The 21142-nt window shown below is 43.6% G+C and carries 16 protein-coding genes; 13 read left to right on the plus strand and 3 right to left on the minus strand.

Annotated features, from left to right (window positions below; genetic code table 11):
* Window positions 1-177: 177 nt before the first annotated feature.
* The 7 genes from IJ23_RS12460 (at window position 178) to tssG (ending at window position 8982) form a co-directional block, all read left to right on the plus strand.
* A complete protein-coding gene (locus IJ23_RS12460) occupies window positions 178-2178 on the plus strand; it encodes a serine/threonine protein kinase (RefSeq protein ID WP_033906407.1) in 2001 nt (666 codons plus the stop codon).
* Window positions 2165-3739: a type VI secretion system protein TssA gene (gene tssA, locus IJ23_RS12465; protein WP_033906408.1), complete on the plus strand. Its 1575-nt coding sequence runs from the start codon at window positions 2165-2167 to the stop codon at window positions 3737-3739. The genes IJ23_RS12460 and tssA overlap by 14 nt, the downstream gene beginning before the upstream one ends.
* 26 nt (window positions 3740-3765) lie before the next feature.
* A complete protein-coding gene (gene tssB / locus IJ23_RS12470; RefSeq protein ID WP_005373381.1) occupies window positions 3766-4272 on the plus strand; it encodes a type VI secretion system contractile sheath small subunit in 507 nt (168 codons plus the stop codon).
* A gap of 8 nt (window positions 4273-4280) precedes the next feature.
* On the plus strand, window positions 4281-5756 hold the full coding sequence (tssC, locus tag IJ23_RS12475; RefSeq protein ID WP_005373378.1) for a type VI secretion system contractile sheath large subunit: 1476 nt from the start codon (window positions 4281-4283) through the stop codon (window positions 5754-5756).
* A 61-nt stretch (window positions 5757-5817) separates the two neighbouring features.
* On the plus strand, window positions 5818-6228 hold the full coding sequence (tssE, locus tag IJ23_RS12480) for a type VI secretion system baseplate subunit TssE (RefSeq protein WP_033906409.1): 411 nt from the start codon (window positions 5818-5820) through the stop codon (window positions 6226-6228).
* Window positions 6229-6238: 10 nt separating this feature from the next.
* Window positions 6239-7987 (plus strand): type VI secretion system baseplate subunit TssF, encoded by a 1749-nt coding sequence (tssF, locus tag IJ23_RS12485; protein WP_033906410.1) that lies wholly within the window; start codon window positions 6239-6241, stop codon window positions 7985-7987.
* Window positions 7984-8982, plus strand: coding sequence for a type VI secretion system baseplate subunit TssG (gene tssG / locus IJ23_RS12490; RefSeq protein WP_005373373.1), 999 nt, complete (start codon window positions 7984-7986; stop codon window positions 8980-8982). The genes tssF and tssG overlap by 4 nt, the downstream gene beginning before the upstream one ends.
* Before the next feature lie 54 nt (window positions 8983-9036).
* Here tssG and IJ23_RS12495 read toward each other — a convergent pair whose 3' ends face one another.
* The 3 genes from IJ23_RS12495 to IJ23_RS12505 are packed head-to-tail and all read right to left on the minus strand — an operon-like array spanning window position 9037 to window position 14251.
* Entirely contained in the window at window positions 9037-9489 is a 453-nt protein-coding gene (locus IJ23_RS12495; RefSeq protein WP_005373369.1) for an Lrp/AsnC family transcriptional regulator, read from the minus strand.
* A gap of 31 nt (window positions 9490-9520) precedes the next feature.
* Complete coding sequence (gene tssM / locus IJ23_RS12500) at window positions 9521-12910, minus strand: type VI secretion system membrane subunit TssM (RefSeq protein ID WP_033906411.1); 3390 nt, start codon at window positions 12908-12910, stop codon at window positions 9521-9523.
* Between the two features lie 27 nt (window positions 12911-12937).
* A complete protein-coding gene (locus tag IJ23_RS12505; protein WP_033906412.1) occupies window positions 12938-14251 on the minus strand; it encodes a type VI secretion system ImpA family N-terminal domain-containing protein in 1314 nt (437 codons plus the stop codon).
* A 503-nt stretch (window positions 14252-14754) separates the two neighbouring features.
* Here IJ23_RS12505 and IJ23_RS12510 point away from each other — a divergent pair.
* The 6 genes from IJ23_RS12510 (at window position 14755) to IJ23_RS12535 (ending at window position 21140) form a co-directional block, all read left to right on the plus strand.
* Window positions 14755-15354 carry a hypothetical protein gene (locus tag IJ23_RS12510; protein ID WP_005386114.1) on the plus strand — a complete coding sequence of 200 codons (600 nt, stop codon included), beginning with the start codon at window positions 14755-14757 and terminating at the stop codon, window positions 15352-15354.
* Window positions 15355-15363: 9 nt separating this feature from the next.
* Complete coding sequence (locus IJ23_RS12515) at window positions 15364-16857, plus strand: type VI secretion system-associated FHA domain protein (RefSeq protein WP_033906413.1); 1494 nt, start codon at window positions 15364-15366, stop codon at window positions 16855-16857.
* Entirely contained in the window at window positions 16850-17350 is a 501-nt protein-coding gene (gene tssJ, locus IJ23_RS12520) for a type VI secretion system lipoprotein TssJ (RefSeq protein ID WP_005386118.1), read from the plus strand. Before IJ23_RS12515 ends, tssJ begins: the two co-directional genes overlap by 8 nt.
* Window positions 17351-17361: 11 nt before the next feature.
* Window positions 17362-18687, plus strand: a complete 1326-nt coding sequence (gene tssK / locus IJ23_RS12525; protein WP_033906414.1) for a type VI secretion system baseplate subunit TssK — start codon at window positions 17362-17364, stop codon at window positions 18685-18687.
* Window positions 18684-19475 (plus strand): type IVB secretion system protein IcmH/DotU, encoded by a 792-nt coding sequence (gene icmH, locus IJ23_RS12530; protein ID WP_005373354.1) that lies wholly within the window; start codon window positions 18684-18686, stop codon window positions 19473-19475. The genes tssK and icmH overlap by 4 nt, the downstream gene beginning before the upstream one ends.
* 147 nt (window positions 19476-19622) lie before the next feature.
* Window positions 19623-21140, plus strand: a complete 1518-nt coding sequence (locus IJ23_RS12535) for a PAAR-like domain-containing protein (protein WP_033906415.1) — start codon at window positions 19623-19625, stop codon at window positions 21138-21140.
* The last annotated feature ends 2 nt before the right edge of the window (window positions 21141-21142 follow it).

Genomic DNA, 21142 nt, shown 5'->3' on the forward strand with positions numbered 1-21142 from the left:
AACACGAAAAAGCGTATAACTCATGCAGTGAAAGCGTAAGTAAAAAGGTCTAATAAGTTAGTAATAATAACTAAAATAATAGGCTTACTGTTTGTTTTAAATACCAACCTTGATACAAGTACGTTCAAGAAAATATTATTCAACTCTAATAATATTTATTCTATGAAAGAGTACTAAGTGTCTAATAATCAGAGTACAGCCAAAGGATATATCGATCAGTTGGTTGTTAAAGCTATTGAGAAAAAGAAACTGAATGAGCAAAGGCTAGCAGAAAAAAATAAGCCGAAGCTTGAGTACGTGCTTTTTTCACAGTTTGATGTATTAGACAAGCTTCCTTCTAAAAATGGTAAGACAACGGTTTACCATCTTGCAAAAAAAGGGCAGCCAGAGAAGCAAATCTGTTGCAAAGTTATCAATGATGACTCGCCAGAATTTGCGAGCAAAATGTTGATTAACGAAGCGAGCAGGCTGGAGCTTTCTCAACACCCTAGCGTGGCTAACTTTGTAAAAATCGGCAACGAATTCGAACGCCCATATTTGATGTACGAGTGGATCCAAGGTGAATCACTGGCAGAAAAAATGGAGCGTCATTCTTCTAAAGGCTTCCGCCACGACCACATCGCTTGGTTGGTGTATCAACTCGCTGGCGCTCTAGAGTTTATGCATACAAGAGGTATCTGCCATCTTGATATTAAACCATCTAACGTATTAGTGAGTGAAGGCGATTACGTTAAGCTCATTGATTTCGGCGCTGCTCGTTACATTGGAGAGACAGAACCTTACGCAGAAGCAAGCTTGAGCTACGCTTCCCCTCTTTATATAGAAACTGGCATCGCGGAACCGCAAGATGATGTTTACTCTCTCGCTTTGCTCGCTGGACACCTATTTTTAGGATCAATATTTGGTGATGCTTGGAATAAGCAGTTAAAAGATCGAAAGCGTCCGGCTTTGATCCCGGCTCATATTTGGAAATTGCTGAAAGAAGTCATCAACAAACCAAGAGGGCATGGCTATACCGCTATTTCTTTTGCTCAACAGTTAGCGCGAATCGATACGCAATCAATTAGCTCAAATTCTAACGCACCAATTTTCAGTAGCTTGCGTAACGCGGACTTGCTGCTTACACACTGTAAGCCAAATGATAAAACGGCGTATGGTCGCTTTAAAATATTAGAGGCGAGCTTAGTGTTGAGTGTGCTGGCAACAGCAGGAAGTTATTTGTATCAACAGAATAAAGATCAATTGGATGCCATTTTTTCCCGAGGTGTCACTACTGTAACTCACGTTATTACGCCCTCTGAAACGGCTTCTTTTTTGGCTCAGCCTCCATGGAAAATCAAAGAAGAATTGTCTCAAGCTACTCAGAGTATTGATATGACAGTAGCTTATCGAACAGCATATCAAGCTCAGCAGTTAAGCCTCTCGAATTTATATGAAGAAAAACAGGCTCAGTTAACGTCGTATCAATCGTTAGCGGATGGCTTACCAATGGCATTAGTCGAATTACGTAAGGAGCTTGTCACCTTGCGAGAAACCCTTGTTAGTGACGGTGCTCTGTTTCCATATGCGGATGAGGCGTTGACTAAAGTGATGTCTGGGTTAAATGTCGCGTCTATCGATTCCATGAAAGTATCTGCCATAGCTGGCAGTCGAGATAAGCAGATTGCTCGCTTAATTTTAGATGGTGAAGCTAAGCTCGCAGAAAATGAAATGAAAGAGACATGGTTGTTAAACCAGTCACAAGCCTATTTCTACAACCAAATCTTACCAAAGGCTGTGATGGAAAATATTAATGACTCCATCGATAAACATGCAGAGGCGCACTTTTACACCAAAGCAATTGAAGAAGCCGAATTAGCCAAAGCCTACTTCGGTAATACGCCAGAACTAGACAAAAAAATAAAGGATTTAATCGTCGCAAGAAGCGAATTTATTTTGTTTAGCACCGTGATGGAGCAATCCGTTTACGACAAACAAAAGCTACATGAATCCCTTGCCGATTTAGAACGGAATGCACCAAGTAAATTTACAGAAATCACGAAAATTCTAGATAGCATGGCGTCAGATGCGATTGAGCAGAGCCATCGATTATCTAAGCCAGCAAATGGCGCAATTGCGGTAGCGCGTGCGTTGAGAGATTACTTGACTGAAGGAGACGTGAATTTTGTCCAACATTGATATCGATCGTCTGCTTAATCCTATTTCTGATGAATCTCCAGTGGGAAACGATGCCCGTTACGAGTTTTGCTACGAAATGATGGAGTCCGAAGTGAAGAAATTCGGTTCCTTGTTTGGCGAAACAGTAGATTGGAGCGTGGTAAAAACGCACGCGACTGAAGTTCTAGAGCACCACAGTAAAGACTTAAAAGCCATTTGTTACCTCGTTCGCGCGCTAACAGAAGAGTTTGGTCTGCAAGGCTTTGAACAAGGTCTAAAGCTGCTTAGTGAGGCGTTAAGTCGCTTTGGCGTTGAATTGTATCCTTCGCGAAAGCGGGGTCGAGATGGCGCGGTCGAATGGTTGAACCATCAGTTTAAACTGGTCAGCAGCAAGTTAGCGGAAAGCGCTCAGTCATGGGATTTGGTATCAAACTGCATTTCGACTATTGAAGAAGTGCAGCGCCAGTACGACGAGGTTTACCAAGACTCAGAAGCGGATTTCTTTGAGATTCGCACTCAACTCAATGTTTTATCTCAACAAGCGGCGGCTGATGAGCAGAGCGATGATGCAGTCGTTAACGTTGAACAAGCGGCGCCTGCACCAGCTACGCAGTCTGCTGCCGAAGAAACGCCAGCGCAGAATGAAGTGCAAACCGCACCGGTGAAGGCGGTTCCGCCGGCCCCTAAACCTGCGCCAGTTAAGAAAGCGGTAGCAAAAGAAGTCGATGTCGATACGGACTTCTCTTCGCCTACGGCTTCTAAGCGCACCTTGAAGAAGGTTGCGGAAGTCATGCTTCATGCGAACCCAAGTGATCCGCTGGCTTACCGGATTTATCGTCATCTGACTTGGGATGACATTGATGGTCTACCCGACCACCAAAATAATCAAACGCCTTTGAGCTTGGCAGTGTCGTCCGATCAACAAGCGGAATACCGAGATAAAGCTGAACAAGAAAGCGACATCGACACCATTAAGCGTTTGGAGCGCACATTAACGGATGCGCCGTTTTGGCTGACGGGCCATTACTTCGTGTATTCGATGCTTAATAACTTGGGCTTTGATGATGCAGCGCTTGCTGTGAAACAAGAAGTGACGCGTTTTGTTGAATCGCTAGAGGGCATCGAGCACCTCTCATTTAAGAATTCTATACCATTTGCAGATGAAGCGACCTTGAGCTGGTTATCGACTCAAGATACTACTTCTTCGACTTCTCAACCCGTTGTTCAAACGGTTGTGATTTCGCAGGAAGACTCGCTGCCAATGGAGGATATCACTCTAGAAAATCTAGGGGAATGTGCCGCAGAGCTTGCCCACAAACTTGAGCTGGATAGCTCGGGACGAGGGCAGTTCATGCTGTATTTACAATTGATAGCAGCTTACCAGTCTGTTGGATTATACCCGTTGTGTTTACCGTATCTTGAGAAGGGGTGGGAAGTACAAAAAGCGTTTAATCTCGCGAGCTGGGAACCCCACTTATCGTCACAGTTAGAAGACCTAATTCGAAAAACACTCCATCGGTTATTTGGAAGCAAGGATCTTCTACCTGAGAAGTATGAAGAGTGGAAAGCAATTTACGACTAATTAAAGAGTTAGATAAGGAACGAATTATGTCACGTGACGGCTCGGTGGCTCCTAAAGAGCGAATTAATATCCGTTATGTTCCAGCAACTGGCGATACGCAAGAAGACGTAGAGCTGCCGCTAAGCATGATGGTAGTTGGCGACTTTACTGCGCGTGCAGATGAGACACCAATTGAAGAACGTACTCCAATTAACATCGACAAAGACAACTTTAACGAAGTGCTAGAGGGCATGTCTCCAAACGTTAAAGTCAACGTTGAAAACCGTCTTTCTGATGAAGAAGGCGGCCAGATTGGTGTTGATCTGACGTTCCAAAACATGAAGGACTTCTCACCTGAAGCGATCGCGAAAAGTGTACCTGAACTAAACAGCCTACTTGAGCTTCGCGAAGCCTTGGTTGCACTTAAAGGTCCTCTAGGAAACGTGCCTGCGTTCCGTAAGAAGATCGCATCGGTTCTTCAAGATGAAGAAGCGAGAAAGAAACTGTTGGATGAACTAAGCATTGGCAACGACCAAGACGCGAAAGAAGAGTAAGGGATATCATGTCTGCAGAAGCACAAGCGCCAGAACAAGAAGCAGCCTTAGTTGAATCAGGCTCACTTCTGGATAGCATTCTTAACGAAACACGTTTAAAGCCAAGTGATGAAGGTTTTGACGTTGCAAAACGCGGCGTAGAAGCATTCATCAGTGAGCTACTAAGCAGTTCGAACACAGAGAAAGTCGACCAATCTCTGGTTGATCTGATGATCTCTGAAATCGACCAAAAATTGTCTAAGCAAGTTGATGCAATTCTTCACAACGAAGAAGTTCAAGCGATTGAATCAACGTGGCGTGGCCTTAAGTACCTGGTTGATCACACTGACTTCCGCGAGAACATTCAAATTGAACTGATCTCTGCGAAGAAAGACGAAGTTCTTGATGACTTCGAAGACGCTCCAGAGGTGGTGAAGTCTGGCCTGTACAAGCAAATCTACACACGTGAATACGGCCAGTTCGGTGGTAAACCTGTTGGCGCCGTCATTTGTGATTACGCTATGTCTGCCTCTTCGCCTGACATCAAACTGATGGAATACATGGCGAACGTAGGCGCAATGTCTCACGCACCATTCATCACGTCGGCATCGGCTAAATTCTTTGGCCTAGACAGCTATGAAGAGCTGCCAAACCTAAAAGATCTGAAGTCTGTATTCGAAGGTCCACAGTACGCGAAATGGCGTGGTCTGCGTGAGCACGAAGATGCACGTTACCTAGGTCTATGTACGTCTCGCTTTATGTTACGTACGCCTTACTCTGTAGAAGATAACCCAATTAAGGCGTTTGACTACGATGAGCAAGTGACAGACAGCCATGATAACTACCTATGGGGCAACTCAGCGTACGCGATGGCGTCTAAGATCAGTGAATCATTTGCTAAGTACCGTTGGTGTCCGAACATTATTGGTCCTCAAAGCGGTGGTACTGTACAAGATCTACCGGTTTACAACTTTGAAGCTATGGGTCAAATCGAGACTAAGATCCCAACCGAGATCCTGGTTTCTGACCGTCGTGAGTATGAGCTAGCAGAAGAAGGCTTCATTGCGCTAACCATGCGTAAAGGTTCTGACAACGCGGCGTTCTTCTCTGCAAACTCTGTTCAAAAGCCGAAAGTGTTTGCGAATACGCCGGAAGGCAAACAAGCCGAGATGAACTACAAGCTAGGTACTCAGCTTCCTTACATGTTCATTATCAACCGTTTAGCGCACTACATCAAAGTGCTACAGCGTGAGCAAATTGGTTCTTGGAAAGAGCGTTCTGACCTAGAAATCGAATTGAACAAGTGGATTCGTCAATACGTTTCTGACCAAGAGAACCCGCCAGCGGAAGTTCGTGGTCGCCGTCCGCTTCGTGCTGCGAAGGTTGAAGTATCAGACGTAGAAGGCGATCCAGGCTGGTACAAAGTATCGATGTCTGTACGTCCTCACTTCAAGTACATGGGCGCAAGCTTCGACTTGTCTCTAGTTGGTAAGCTAGACCAATAACCCATTACTGAAACCATCAAGCAGCCAGTGAAGACTGGCTGCTTTTTTCGTAGGATCGCATATGGAAAAAGGTTACCGTCTTTTAGAGCGGATCGAGCTAGGAGAACCAAAAAACTGCTACGAGAAAGTGGTGTCTCATAAGCATTTGATTGAATCCATTCACTCGCATCTCGCTGACTTGTTGAATACGCACTCCGGCAACGCAATGATCGACAATGAGTATGGTCTGCCAGATTTTAACGACGTACTTTCTAACAACACAAACCTCGTTCGCCATATTCAAAAAAACATCACGTCAACCATAGAACGCTTTGAGCCCCGACTGTTTAATGTCGAGGTTCATTACCGTGAAGACCACCATAATCCATTACAACTCGGCTTTGGTATTCGCGGCGAAGTTTCCCATAACGGCGGTAAAGTCCCAATGTCGATCGATGTCTACATGGGAACCGACGGCCAATTTAACGTTTAGTAGGTGCCACTTGAGTAACAGTAAATACTTTCAAGATGAACTCACGTATTTACGCGAGTCGGGTAGTGAGTTTGCCAAATATCATCCGAAGTTAACTCACTTTCTCTCTGAAGGAACTTTTGATCCAGATGTCGAACGATTGCTGGAAGGTTTTGCTTTTTTGACCGGACGCATCCGCGAAAAGATTGACGATGAACTTCCTGAGCTAACGCAATCTCTGATGACTTTGCTGTGGCCACATTACATGCGTTCGATCCCGTCTTTGTGCATTAGCGAACTAAAACCGCATACCGGAAGTGTTACTGAGAAAACCGTGGTGAAACGTGGTGCGGAAATGGCTAGCGAGCAGGTAGAAGGCACGCAGTGTTTGTTCCGTACTTGTTATGACGTCAATCTATACCCAATTACGATTACTAACATTGAACAAACTAACAGCCGCACCAGTTCGATGATTGATGTAACGTTATCGACGGAGCATGGCCTTGAGCTGTCTCGGATAGGTTTAGACACGCTGCGATTGCACCTGCATGGTGAGATTCATATTACTCGCACTGTCTTCTTATGGCTGTTCCGTTATCTAGATTACTTCGAGTTGGATGTTGGTGGCGGCTACAAACATCGTTTAGGGCCAGAATACGTTAAGCCAGTCGGGCATGAAGAGGACGAGGCGCTGTTGCCCTACAGCAAAAACTCCTTTGCAGGCTACCGTTTGCTGCAAGAATTCTTCTCTTTGCCAGATAAGTTCATGTTCTTCGACATTAAAGGCTTAGAGTGGCTAAAAGGCATTCCACAGCGCAGTACGGTCAAAATCAAATTCCACTTTAAGCGTGCTTTGCCTTCAGAGGTGGTGCTTAAAGATAAACACTTAAGGTTGCACTGCACACCTGCGGTTAACTTGTTTGAAAAAGACGGCGATCCAATCCGTTTAGAGCATCGACGAAACGAGTACAAGGTGCGTCCACAAAGTAACACTCAGGAGCATTACGAGGTTTATTCCATTGAGCAAGTGGAGAGTTGGAGTAAAGACGAGCGTCGCCGAAAACCACTGATTGAATTTGAATCGTTTGAGCACCAAATCAACCAGCGTGATAAGCGAGAGTTCTACAAATCCAAAGTGGGCGAGCGAGTAAGCGGAAGAGGGTTAGAGCGCTATATCTCATTCCATACTCACAATGGCGACATCGCGGATTTAGGGACTGAAACCGTATTGATGAAACTGCAATGCAGTAACGCGGACTTAGCGGAGCGCCTGTCAGTAGGGGACATCACGTACGCGACGCACAAATCGCCAACGTATGCGACGTTTAAAAACATTACTAAGCCAACACAGTCAGTAAGTCCTCAGGTTAATGGTGAACTTCAATGGCAGTTGATTGCCAACATGTCGCTCAACTACTTGTCTTTGGCCAATATCGATGTGTTGAAAGTGTTGCTCTCGACTTACGACTTCCACTCTCGAGTCGATAGACAAGCCCACCGCGCGTCGATTCATCGACTTGATGGCATTATTTCTTCAGAGATGAAACCAATCGATCGCGTATTTCGTGGTGTATCTGTGCGTGGTAACCAATTCAAGCTCGTGACGGACTCTAAGTTCTTCGTAAATGAAGGCGATATGTTCCTTATGGCCACGGTATTGAATGAATTTATCCGTTTATATTCGAGTGTGAACTCCTTTACCGAACTAGAGGTGTTCGATGAAGCGACGGGCGAGGTTTACAACTGGGCAAGCCTAATCGGGCAGCAGACGATACTATGATTAACACACTTTCTGATAAGTCGAATGAGTTTAGTTTCTACCAAGCGGTGTTGCTGTTAGAGAAACACTACCAGCTGGAGCCAAACTCAAATTTTGTTGCCGTGGGCGAGAACAAATACTTTCACCAAGAGCGAATTGAGTTCAGCGTGTCACCAAACCTGTGCTTTCCAAAGAGTGATATGGACTTTATTACTCATATGGAAAGAAACGGACAGCAATATTCACGTATTGAGACGAACTTTCTTGGCTTGCATGGTTCAAGCTCGCCCCTGCCAGCGTCTTACACTGAGAAACTCGTCGGTCGTGATCCCGATGATAACCCAGTGAAGGATTTCTTCGACTTTTTCCACAACCGCTATACAAGCTTACTGTATCGTGTTTGGAAGAAATACCGATATCACGTGCAGTACAAAAGCGGGGCAAGCGATGCGTTTTCTGGGCGCATACTGCATTTGGCTGGTCTCTCTAGTGTTATGCAAGATTGTGAAGTCGCGGAGTTAGATCGAGCGAAAGTTCTGTCTTACGTGAACCAGTTATCTACGCGTACACGTTCACCTAAGCTTATTTCCGGTATTGTTTCGCACTACTTTTCACTGCCGAATGTGCGAATCGAAGAATGGGTTTATAGACGCGTAGAAATCGCTGAAAGCCAGCGTAACAAACTCAATCGTTCCAATTGTGTATTGGGGCAAAGCTTACACTTGGGACAAAGCATTGCGGATTTGAACGGCAAGTTTAACTTGTGTATCGACAACATTGATTTTGAAACGTTTAAGCAGTTTTCCTACGATGGTGAGTTACATAAGACGCTGGTGGGCTTGATGCGCTTTATTCTGCGTGACCCAATGTCGTGGGACCTAAAGTTGACAGTTAACCTAGACAGTATTCCAGAAAACAAACTGGGTAATGGAGAAGGGAACCAACTAGGTCAAACGTTCTGGCTTGGCAACCCAGGTGATAAAGACGCCAAAATTCGACTTATCGGAAGCATATAAGAAAGCCGCTCAACGAGCGGCCCTTTATGTTTTCCTCGAAGAGGTCAGAAAAGCTTAACGACTGATCGGCTGATGCAGTACAACGGTAGTATCAAGCCTTTGAATGCCGTTAAATGATTCAATTTCATTACAAAGATGATGAATAGACTGCAGGTCGGGCGCTTCAATTAGGGCAATAATATCAAAGTTGCCACCAACAACGCTCGTTAAGCGAACCTCAGGGATTTCTTTAAGTGCATTCGTTACATCATTCTTCTTACCCTTTTCACAAGAGATCAGTAGATAACTAGCGGCTTTTCGCCCTTCATTTTCTACGCGAATCTGTGCGGTATAGCCTTTGATAATACCGGTCTTTTCTAAACGATTAATTCTTTCTGCTACTGCTGTTCGAGACAAACCAATGTTTCGGGATAGATTCGCAATCGACTCTCGCCCATTCGACAATAGACTTGAAAGTATTTTTCGATCTAATTTATCTAAACCTTGTAAAGTCATGTTTGAAATCATGTGTTCTGCCTATTTTGTTTTTATATTGTTATTAAATCGACTCTGGGAGCGTAAAGTTATACAGCTCAGCAAGAGTGAATGGGTTTTTCTGTGTCAACGGAGTGATGCGTAAGCTCAAGTCCCTCCCTGACACTTTTATGTCACTGACAAAGCTGCCGTTATGAGTGTTTGTCAAGGTCGAGTCACCTAGCAATCTGTATATCGCCCATTGACCACTCTTATTTAAAACGTGCTGTCTGCCTTCATCGGTTACATCCTGGAGTGTGATACTAATATTGAAGTCACCATTTTGCGGTGGCCATGCCATTTCACGAATGCGGCTTGGACCGTGGTAGTAACTTATATTGGTATCTGCAATTTTTAAGCTCGCTCTAATCGCACTAGAATCAAGATCGAGTACTCTTGCACTAAACGGAATATGAACGCGGTTAGTGCTTTTATTAATTAATGTGTCTCGAATAACGTTATAGTTACGCAGTTGCACTAACAGAGCCGGAGAGATTGGCATCGTCTCGCCATCCACCTGTTTTGGCGTCCACAAATTGGTATCGTAGAACGGTGCAAAATTTTTCTGAATAAATGTGTCTAACAAGCCACCTGAAGCAAACAGTAATTCAAAATCTTCAATTGAGATTTCCTCAGTCGCTGTTAGATCAAATGGGTATCGTCCTAGCCCTATCTCTTTAAACTTGGTGTAAATCTCGCTGTACCATTGGGTTTGAATGCCTTTAGCGGACTCTTTAATCATGACTGACCAGCTTTGTTGAACCACATCTAACAACCAGCTACGAACGGGTTCCGGTGATTTTTGGGCAATCTGTTTAAGTTTGATTAATGGGTCAGCTTCACTGCTGTTCATTCGATGCTGAGCTGCCGCTAGCGCCGCCATTTGCGGGTCAGGTGCATCAGCGATGTCTTTCATATAAGTGCGAACACGGCTTAACGCTGTTACGGTCTCATCCCAAGGAGTAGGGGAGTTTGGTGTTTCACTGACCTGAAGTTGGTTTAATAAGTGAAAAGCTTGTTCAACACGTTTCATCAACAAGTAATCAGGCTTAACTACTTCCTCTACTGCGTCTGATGCGGAGTCTGCCGCTGCCACGAGTTTCGGGTCTAGTTTTGAAATCAGAGCATTTTTTTCACCAACGGGTGAAAATTGTGTGTTGGCATAGACCTGCTTCAGTACGGTTGTCATTGGTGAAGAAGGGCCCGAGATTAAGTCTATCGCGTTCGTTAGATCGCCGACATTGTCATAGTTTTGGACTTTTAGTTCACTCAGCGCATTGCGCCAATTACTGATGTAGTCGTCAGTATATTTTTTACGTACTTCCTCTTTGAAGGCTTCTTGTTCTTCACTAGTAGGAATAACGTGTTGTGACAGACCTAAAACCCAGTTGTCACTGATGACTTGTTGTGACATTAGGTCCACGCGTGGTCGATAAAAAGTACTAAAACCAGTGGAGGTATAGATCTTATCTACGATCAAGCGTTCACTATCGATTGGTGTGTTGAATACATTGCTAAACTCAAAACCCACAGCTCGTTGCAGATCTAGGGTTCCTAAATCAATCGAATTTGCTTCGTTTAAAATGCCTGCATAAACGAGATCAACATTCGAATTTGCTAGCAGTGAGCGACGTGTTGCGCGAACAAGATCCATATTGATATCAATTGGATCAAACTGTGTGCGAAAGTAAGCGTCCAAATAGCGCATCGCCTGATTGACGACGTCACTTTGGTTGCTCAAATCGTTCATCATTTGGAGAGTTTGATGACGCAAAAAACGGATATCACGCTTTGTTGGATCGTTTAGCATTAGATACCCCTTCAATAGAGGTAAAGCGCGTGTAAAAGTGTTTTGATTTTGTGTCAGTTGTAGACGGTAACCTTTCTCAATGAGAGGTATCAACTGTTGAGCAACGTCCTTAAGTAATGCTTCGTAAGCGATGCGAGTGCTTTGATCCAAACGGCTAATGTTGAGTGGTAATATCTCTTCATCCAAAGCCTTAGAACCTTTAAGCCACGCCCCATAAGAAGGCTCTATTGCTTTCGTCGCCTTCGCTAAAAGCTCATTGAATCTTGCATCTTGCTCCACTTGCGATTTGTCATCGATACTCAAGAGTTGATTCATCACGTGTAAGTTACTGTCTAATGTCGTGAAAAAGAAGTAACTGCCCCCAGTAAGCAGGATAATAGAGCCGAGTATTGCCAAACGGCTTTGTCTCTGAATTAGACGAAGATACGTCTTGTTTTCGCCCGCAAAGTCGCTTTCCGGCAATATTTGTGAATCAATCAGAAAGCGAGAGAAATAAGGCGTTTCTGTTAACTGTGTATGCTCTGACGCGATAATAGGTAAGTTGAAGTAATTACTACAACTTTTTGCAAGCAAATTGTACTTGCGACCGCCTTGCAGACTCGAACTAAAGAAAATCTCACGGATGTCTAGTGAATAGACACCGTTGTTAACATCACATAGACGCTCAAGCACATAGCTGACTTCAGACTGACATAGCTCAAACTGCTTAGGGAAAGCGAGTATTGCTTGTTTCTCATCAATGTCCGTTGAATTAGCGGATGCATCTAGCGCATTACTTTCAAGCACTCTCACTAGATTTCGATAGCTATCGCGGTAGTACTCTGCAAATACACCCTTGGCTTCTTTTAGTGGGATAGAGAGGAACTCAACACGTGTCTTGAGAGAGCTAAAGTGCATGTATTCTTTAAAGCCATCTAACTTGTCTAGCTTTGACATAATCAAATAGATTGGCAATGCTGAAGACGTTTTAGAGTTGATGGTACTCAAGCGCGCCAATAACGACGAAATGGTGTACTCTTTTTGTTCTGGCTCAGAGACGATCATGAACTCGAAATCGATGAAGAATAGACACCCAGAAAATGGCTTTCTAGGTCGATGATGAATAACTTCTTCAATGAACGTATTCCATAAAGAAGCATCACTGCTTGATACTTCCTGGAACACTAAGCGTTGGTCTGGTTTGATGTATACAGCGCTGTCAGATTCGTACCATTCAAAAAAGTCATTCTTAGCGGTTCTAGTGCGATCCATCGGTTTAATTGCACTAGAATTAAATAAAAATTGACGTCGCCCTGACCCTTTATTACCAAGCATCAGGTAAATTGGTTTCTTGCCTGAGTTAGCAAGAAGAGGCTGGATAACCATAGAAAGTGCTTCTTCCTCGGTTTCCAAATGTTGAGCTTTAGCGTTGTTCTTTTTCTTCAACCATAATGTGAATTGAAAAATGACGTAAACAATGGCGATAGCACCAAGGGTCAGCCAAAGATAAATTTGATCGATTTCGTCAAGAAAAAGCAGATAAATAGTGGTGATAATTGCAGCCACTAAAAACATCAATATGGTAGAAATCACCACTGGATTTCTAAACAGTTTTTGTTTGAACATAAGCCTAAAACTTCTTTAATTGTATTGTTATTTATTGTCAGTTTTTTCAGCTTGTAGCTGACTCAATTTATATAGGTAGATGTTCAGTAAAAGGGTTGCGCGGTCAATTTCCTTTTGCTGTGAATACTTTTCAGCGTATTCAATACGACCTAAAAGCGGGAATAACGAGTTACTGTATTCGTACGCCTTTTCAGAGTTCTTATCTACATTCTGTCTAGCTACGTTGGCAAACACCGTTCTTGCGTCTGAGAATCGCTTATAAACATCCATAAACTGGTCTTCTAAATGGGCGCTCTGTGTCAAAAAGTTCTGACGTAGTTGCTGTGCAGAAGACGAATCCGGATAGATTGCGATTAATTCATTGGTCAAGCTATCGAGCTCGCTGACGTTACTTACTTTTGCCGAGTCTAAAAACCAGTTATTCATCATAATATCGACACGATTAATGGCCTGCGTTTTCAATGACTGAGCATATTTTTTATTTTCGTAATCTAACGAGGCGACCAAACTTACAAGTTCATTAAGTGAAGCTTGATTAATTTTTTGTTCCAATGTTCGATAACGTTGTTGCTCGTACATGAAATGTGAACATATCGCAGTAACAATCAAACCAATAACGAAGTAGATCATAAATCGACCAGACTTTGCCGGTGATGCTTTCTCTTGGCTATTTAGGTTGGGTAATGACACCGGTGCCGGAGAGGGAGACACATTCACTTTAATTTCAGGTGCCTTCTGCGTTGCTGCAGGAGCGCTAGTGTTGGCTTGTTTTTTCTCGCGTAACTCAGCCGCAATCTGTTGTTCTTTTATCTGCTCAATCCATTGATTCAAAATACGGCGAATGCGACCTAATGACGGCGCTTCAATACCGTAATGAAGACGAAGCTCTTCCTCAATCCTCAAGCATAATTGATGTGCTGCCTCTATCAATGGAAGCTCTTCTGGTAACGCCCGATGCTTATTAATTCGTTTTTCAGTATGCTCTACCATCCATTCAATAGCGCTCATTCGTGCCTTTGACTTTGAATGCTCTGGATACGCGTTGAACCAATATACGACACACACATCAAGTATTGAGTTTAACCCTTCAACAAGGCCTCTTAAGCCGTCGTTATAGGTTGACGCAACGGTAAAGTAACAGCAACAACGTAGGTCTTTCGCTTGGGTACTCAAGATCTTTTTTGAGAGTGTTTGAACCGTTTTCCACGAGACTCTCCCTGTGACTTTATTCAGGTTGTTTATTTGACGTTTAATTTCGTCAAAATCCTCAGAACCATTAGGATTAGAGCCGCTTGGGTTATTTTCATCGATTGGTCTTCGAGCGAAGTCGGTAAAAAACATAAAGAAAGTTCCAACTGATCATATAGAAGTATTAAGTTATATAGGATTTCACTACTGTTATATTAAATTATAAGCAGTGCACATCTGCCGCAATTCTATAGACAAAATAAGCGGATTAGATAATAAAAATTCATTAAAAGAAATTAAATTACTTTTAGTGTGATCTTTGTTCATAATATTAATATCAATAGTTAAGTATATTTATAAGAAGAAACTTATATATGAAGATGAGAACGTTGATTAAAAAGTAACTAAATTGTTATCGGAGATTACGGTTTGTTCAATTAGCAATCAAATTCTGTGACTTCTATTTAAATAGAAAGATTTACTGTCTCGTCACTTAATCTGTAGTCGGTTCTTTAGTTTTTGTTTGTAGGTAAAACAACCAACCTGATAGTTGAAATGTATTAAATTATAGGTGTTTTTTTAGGCTTATTGAAAAAGAGAATATAATTGATATCTTTCGCCTCTAAGTAGAATATCGGTTTTCCTAGAGGGACGAAATGCTAAAACCAAGTCAAATTGGGCTGATTTCAGCCATGTGTCTATTTTCTTCTGTTGCAATGGCAAAAGGGGAGCGATATGGACTCTCTACCAGTATCTTGACTATCGATAGCATTAAATACGATGAAGGTAAAAGTGGTGAGCAGGATACGCTTAGGTTCGGCTTGGTTCATACTCGTCCTATTGATGAAAACAATAACCGTTGGCGTTGGTGGTTAGGGCTAAACTATCTAGCAGAAGATATTGAAGCGCCAGCAAACGGCTTATATCAAGAAGCGACGAACTATGAACTTCGTGTTGTTCCTCAATATGCGTTGACTTCTTGGAGGGTTTTCACGCCATATGTTGGTGCGGGCTTGTCTGTCGGTTACTCGCAATATTCTAATCGCTGGCAAGTAGACCAAGAGGGCTATCGTTATGAGAGTGTTGAAGACATCGACCAGTTTGAGTTAGGTGCGGTTGTGACCCTTGGTACTGCTATAAAGTTAGGCAGTAATCCTGACGCCCATATACAAATTATCCCGCAGGCCTCTTATATCCTTCCGGTTGTAAATGATGGAATTGGTGGGCTTGAACTATCAGTTTCTTTGCTCTTTTGAGGTTCGTAAATGTACTCAAATCAGCTAGTTTTATTTATCTCAAAGTGTCCAGAGGAATACACCGGTGCAAAGCATATTGAAATGCCTGAAAGTGGTGGTTCGATAGGTCGTTCCCCAAGCTGTAGCGTGTCTTTAGCCGATCACAACCGCTTTATATCGGGCACTCATTGTTTGCTCAGCGTGTATGGAGATACCTACTATATAAGTGACGTATCAACTAATGGCACAATGGTAAATGGGAATAAAATACTAAAAAATCAACCCGTTGCGATAGTTGATGGCGACATCATTTCTTTAGGGCAATATGAGATTGGTGTTTCTCTTGAGCACGTTACCTCAACACTAGACATCGCCGCTGATATTGCTCCTGAGCGAGTATCTAGCGATCCTCTGGTTAGTCTAGGAGATGCGGTTGTCGAAGAGGAAGAAAAAGTCGGTGCCTTAGAAGATTTGTTTATGGAGACTAAACAGGATGACATTGATTGTCATGATCCTGTTGCTCACCTTAACTTTTCGATGCAGCGAGATGACGATTACTTAATTCGTGATAATGAGCGTACAGAATCTGAACAACCTAGAACCGTGGAAAGCACGCGTCAGGTGGTCGATGACAGTTTCAGTATATATTCCGAATTTGATCAACCAAGCCTAATCCCTGAAGACTGGATGGCTGCGGAAACCAAGAGTAACGCATCAGTCAATGACGCATTAGCGCCAGAAAGCGGTAAGCCACATAGAGCCGATATTGCCTCAGCTGAGGTGATGCAACCTGGCACAGTAGCCCCAGATAGCGCGATTCAAAGACAACATCGTACGCCTAATGTAACTGAGATGGTCGTAGAGCAGGCTAATACAGGGTCAAAATGGGAAGAGATGACCCAATCTTTTACGCCTTCTCCTAACACTAATCAGCAACTTCAAATACTTACGGAGCATCATGCGATAAACACCACGACGAAAGCACAAGTCGATACTGATGCGGCCGTTTGCTCTCAAGATATAGCGCAAGCGTTTTTTGATGGTTTGGGTATTCGAAATCCAGAGTTGATGACAAACGAGGCGCAGTTATTCAAGCAAATGGGCACTTGCTTGCGTTTATGTATTGATAACCTACAGAAAGAGTTGCACGAAGTGGAATCGTTAAAAGATGAGCAGAGTGCGAGTGAGGCTAACTCGAACATTGCAGAGCTAATGCTCACTTTGAATAGTCAGCAATTACTGGCTCCAAATGAACTGGTTGAACAAATGCTCGATGAGCTGAACGACCACCAAGTGATGCTTAACAAAGCACTGAATGAGCTCGTTTTAGAACAGTCTGAAACGAACGATCCCGTAGCATTTGCTAACAGGGTCGCTAGCCAGTCTTTGTTCTCAACTAAGTCAAAGCTGTGGGCCGAATACCTAGATTTCTACACTAATAATCGTCGCCTGCTTAATGAAACATCCTTAAAAGGGCTGATTAAGAAAAACTATAACAAAGTGATTAAGGGAAACCATGCGTAGTATCGCTGTATTACTCGGATTTGCCATGTTGTCCGGTTGTTCCATGTGGGATCAATTTAAAGAGTCCACGGGTATCACACCAGAAACTTCGTCGATTGAATTGGTTATTGAGGCATCACCTGTACTCAATGTGAGAAATGGGGGCCAGTCATCTCCAGTTATTCTTCGTCTTCACGAATTAAGTTCGCCAGTATTGTTCCGAAGCTTAGATTTCTTTGCCTTGTTTGAGAGCGATAAAGCGTCGTTGGGTGATGAGTACATCAAACGTTACGAATATCAAATACAGCCAGGTGGAAAAGTTCATGAAATGCTAACTCTAGACCCTGACACTCGTGCCGTCGGTTTTTCAGTGGCTTTTCGTGATATTGATGGTTCGTCATGGCGAAAAGTGGAAGTTATTGAAGAGAAGAGCGAGTACTACATCAAGCTCAAGTTAGAGGGCAGTGAGTTAATTTCTGATAACACTCGCGGCATTGAACAGGTTTACTTTTAAGGGATAGAAACATGTCTTTATACAATCCAGTTGTTTGGCAAGATGGAATGTTCATGAAGCCGCAGCATTTTCAACAACTCGATCGTTCGCAAAGTAAACTATCGAGCCTACTGAGTGCCAATGCATCGCCTTTGCATTGGGGAGTTAAACGTTTAGAAATCAACTCTCAGTTACTAGCACTGGGTAAAATCGGTATTACTCGTGCTGAAGGTATTTTACAAGACCGGACACCATTTGAGCTTCCGTTGCTTGCTGAGCTGCCTGAAGTGAAAGATGTAGATCCTTCGATTGCCGATAAAGTCGTTTATTTGTGCTGTCCGTTACCATCGGAACGTTCTGAGTTATTTGGTACCAAAAAAGACGGTGCGCGCTATACGATGGAATCTCAAGAAGCGGTTGACGCTTGTTATGATTCGGAAGACATGGCAAATATCGTCGTCGGTAAGCTTAACTTTTGCTTAATGTACGATCATGAAGATAAGAGTGCTTACACGTCTATTCCGATCTTAAAGATCTCAGAAGTGAAGCCTGATGGCAGCGTGATCTTAGATGATAGTTTCATTCCTACCTGTATCGATATTCATGCGTCGACAGTACTGAGTAAATTTGCGACCGAGTTTGCTTCTATGTTGAAGCATCGCGCGGAATCGATAGTCCAGCGATTAGGGGTGGTGGATCAACAAGGCGTATCATCGGTTTCTGACTTTATGCTATTGCAAGCGCTCAACCGATACGAACCCTTATTTTGGCATTTCGCCAGCACAGAAGCTGTGCATCCTGAGTCTTTGTATCGAATTCTTCTTCAGGCAGAGGGTGAGCTTTCGACGCTGTGCTCAACGACACGCCGACCTATTGAGTTTACGAAGTACAATCATGGTGATCTTACTAGCTGTCTTTCTCGCGTCCTAGACAGTGCGAAAATGACATTGAGCGTGATGTCTGAGCAAAGAGCAATTCCACTGACCTTAAAAGATCAGAACTATGGCATCAGAACGGCAGCAATCCCTGACAATAAGATCATTGATACGACAACCTTTATCCTCGCAGTTAAAGCCGACGTGACCTTGGATGTTCTGCATACCCAGTTTGTCAGCCAAACGAAGATCGGTTCTATCGATAACATACGTGACTTGATTAACCTTCAACTGCCTGGGATTGAGATCAAACCAATGCCAGTTGTGCCACGCGCGCTGCCGTATCACGCTGGCTACACCTATTTCGAGCTCGATAAAACGGGCGAAGAGTGGATGGCATTGAAGAACACTGCTGCGATTGCGATTCACGTTGCGGGCGATTTCGCTAACTTATCATTGCAACTTTGGGCCGTTCGTCTATGAGTTACGCAGAAACCGACGTCACCGTAGTCTTATTCCAACCAGAGCCTGGCAAACCAATGGAGGTAATGCCAGCGCCTGACTTGTCGAGAAACATAGCAGTACAAGATCTATCTATCGATAACATGGGTATTAACCCGCTAGTGGACCAGTTCTCATGGTTGATCGCCAGTCTGTCTTGTATGTCTTCGATCCCTTGGCTTGATGACCCGATGCCATTTCGTGAACAAGTGGCACGTGAGATTCGAAAAGGTGAACGAAAACTTAATGAAATGGAGCTCGATCGTGCTTCGGTTCTTGTTATTCGTTACTGCTTGTGTGCGGCGATTGATGAATCTGTTTGTCGGCAAGAATGGGGAGCAAATAGTCACTGGAGCCAGAACAGCTTACTGTCTGAATTCCACAACGAGACATCTGGTGGTGACAAGTTTTTCGTTATTCTCGACCGCTTAAAAGCCGACCCTCGCAAATACCGTCACGTTATAGAGTTTCTCTATTTATTGCTTCAACTTGGTTTCCAAGGCAAGTACGGCCGTGAAGAGCGTGGCAACGAAAAGCTAGCGGAAATTGGCAGCACCATTTATCGATTAGTGCGAGATGACCGCCTAGCAGAACAAGAAAAAGTTTCTTTAATCAACCTTAAAGCTAAATATCTAAAGAAGCCGTTAAAAAGGGTAATTTCACCCAAGCTGATCTTAAGTCTTAGTGCGATGACGTTTGCGCTTATGTATGCGGCAACCTACATCGTCATAGACTTAAAATTTCAGCAACTGCTTGAAATGTATAGATAACCAGAGATCTAAAATGAGATCTTCTGCCAGTTTTAGGGTTTATTGTGAATATCACTGGTCTTTTAGTGAAATTCACTAGTTATTTAGAGAGATTGCAATGTGCGATCTCTTTTATCATTCAATCAATAAAATTCAAATGGATTGATTATGGGCGTAACAGTTGGTGCGAATGGACTTTCGATAGTTCATAAAGGCTCAGGTGGTGAAGCGAATGCAACGCTCCCAGATGTTTGTTTAACTAAGGTCGGCAAGCCAGTCGTCCCTATCCCTTATGGCAACAATGCTAAATCAGCAGACCTTGCTGGTGGGACTACGACAGTCTCTATGGATGGCGGTAACAGTGTCGCTATCAAGGGCAGTACGTTCTCAAAAAGTACCGGCGATGCGGGCGGTGACAGAAAAGGCGTTTCCTCAGGCACGATAGAAGCCGAAGCAAAATTCATTTCAGCCTCACCAACAGTCAAGTTTGAAGGCAAGGGCGTATGTCGCCTGTCCGATCAAATGACCATGAACAAAGCTAACACTATGTGTTTGGGTGGCGCACAAAACCCATCGGTTTCTGTGACTGAAGAGCAGGAAGGGACGTATACGGTTGATTTGTATCTCTCATACTCAGACGGTGAACCCGTTCAAGGCGCAACATACACTCTCACAGATCAATCTGGCGCGGTGTTTGAAGGAACTCTCGACGACAACGGTAAAGCATCTGTTGGTGGCGTTGCTCCGGGGGAGTTTGCTATAGAGTACGGCGAGGACAGCCGTGATTTTATGCCAAATGTCCCAACCAAGACCAACCCGAACTTTGATCCAAGTGCAAACGCGCAGCTAATTATTGAAGAAGCTAAGCGTGGAGAAGTCGGTTTCTGGGAGAATGCGTGGAAGAGAATGTCTGGTGCTGCAAGCTGGGTTTGGGGCGTCATTCTTGGTGACTTTAACGATGATGCCTCCGTAGAACAGATTATTGCCAATACGGCCCTGACCATGATCCCTGTTGTCGATCAAGCAGCAGATGTCCGCGATTTATCAGCGAACATTATGACGTTGTTGAATGAGGAAGAACGTGAAAAGTCGGAAAACTGGCTAGCTCTTTCATTAACGCTTATCGGTTGTGTCCCGACATTTGGTAGTGCAGTCAAAGGCACTTGTAAAGTTGCGTTAAAAGGCGGTAAAGGAACATCAAAAGATACTTTGCTTGCTGTTTTAAGAGGCATGGGTAAAGGCGATCCAGAAAAATTCCTACGCACGTTAGATTGGATGGATTATGCAAAACAGACCAGCCAGATTGTTAGCGATGTTCTAAAACCTTGCATTGAAGTGGCAACTGAGTTGGCTTCACACGCAAACAGAATGGGTGCAGATGAGCTCGGTACGTATTTCTTGAAGTTAGCGGATGAGGTAAAAATCATCGATAAGATGGTACCGGATAAGCTTAAAGAAGCGATGGGCGAGTTTGATGACCTTTTTGCTCGAATTTTAGGTAAGAGTGAGAAAACTTACCCAGCAAAAGTAAAACATAATACTGGCGAGTCTGCACAGTCAGGAAAGAGTTCTGCGAAGGCAAATGAGGATAAAGGGACTAAAACAGTTCGTTGTAGAGTGTGTAAGCGGGCAATCGCCGATAAACGACATAAGAAAAAATGTGTCCTTCCAGGAAGGAAAAAATGAGT

Origin of the sequence: Vibrio sp. OY15 (genome assembly GCF_000742455.1) — a bacterium.
Taxonomy (GTDB): domain Bacteria; phylum Pseudomonadota; class Gammaproteobacteria; order Enterobacterales; family Vibrionaceae; genus Vibrio; species Vibrio alginolyticus.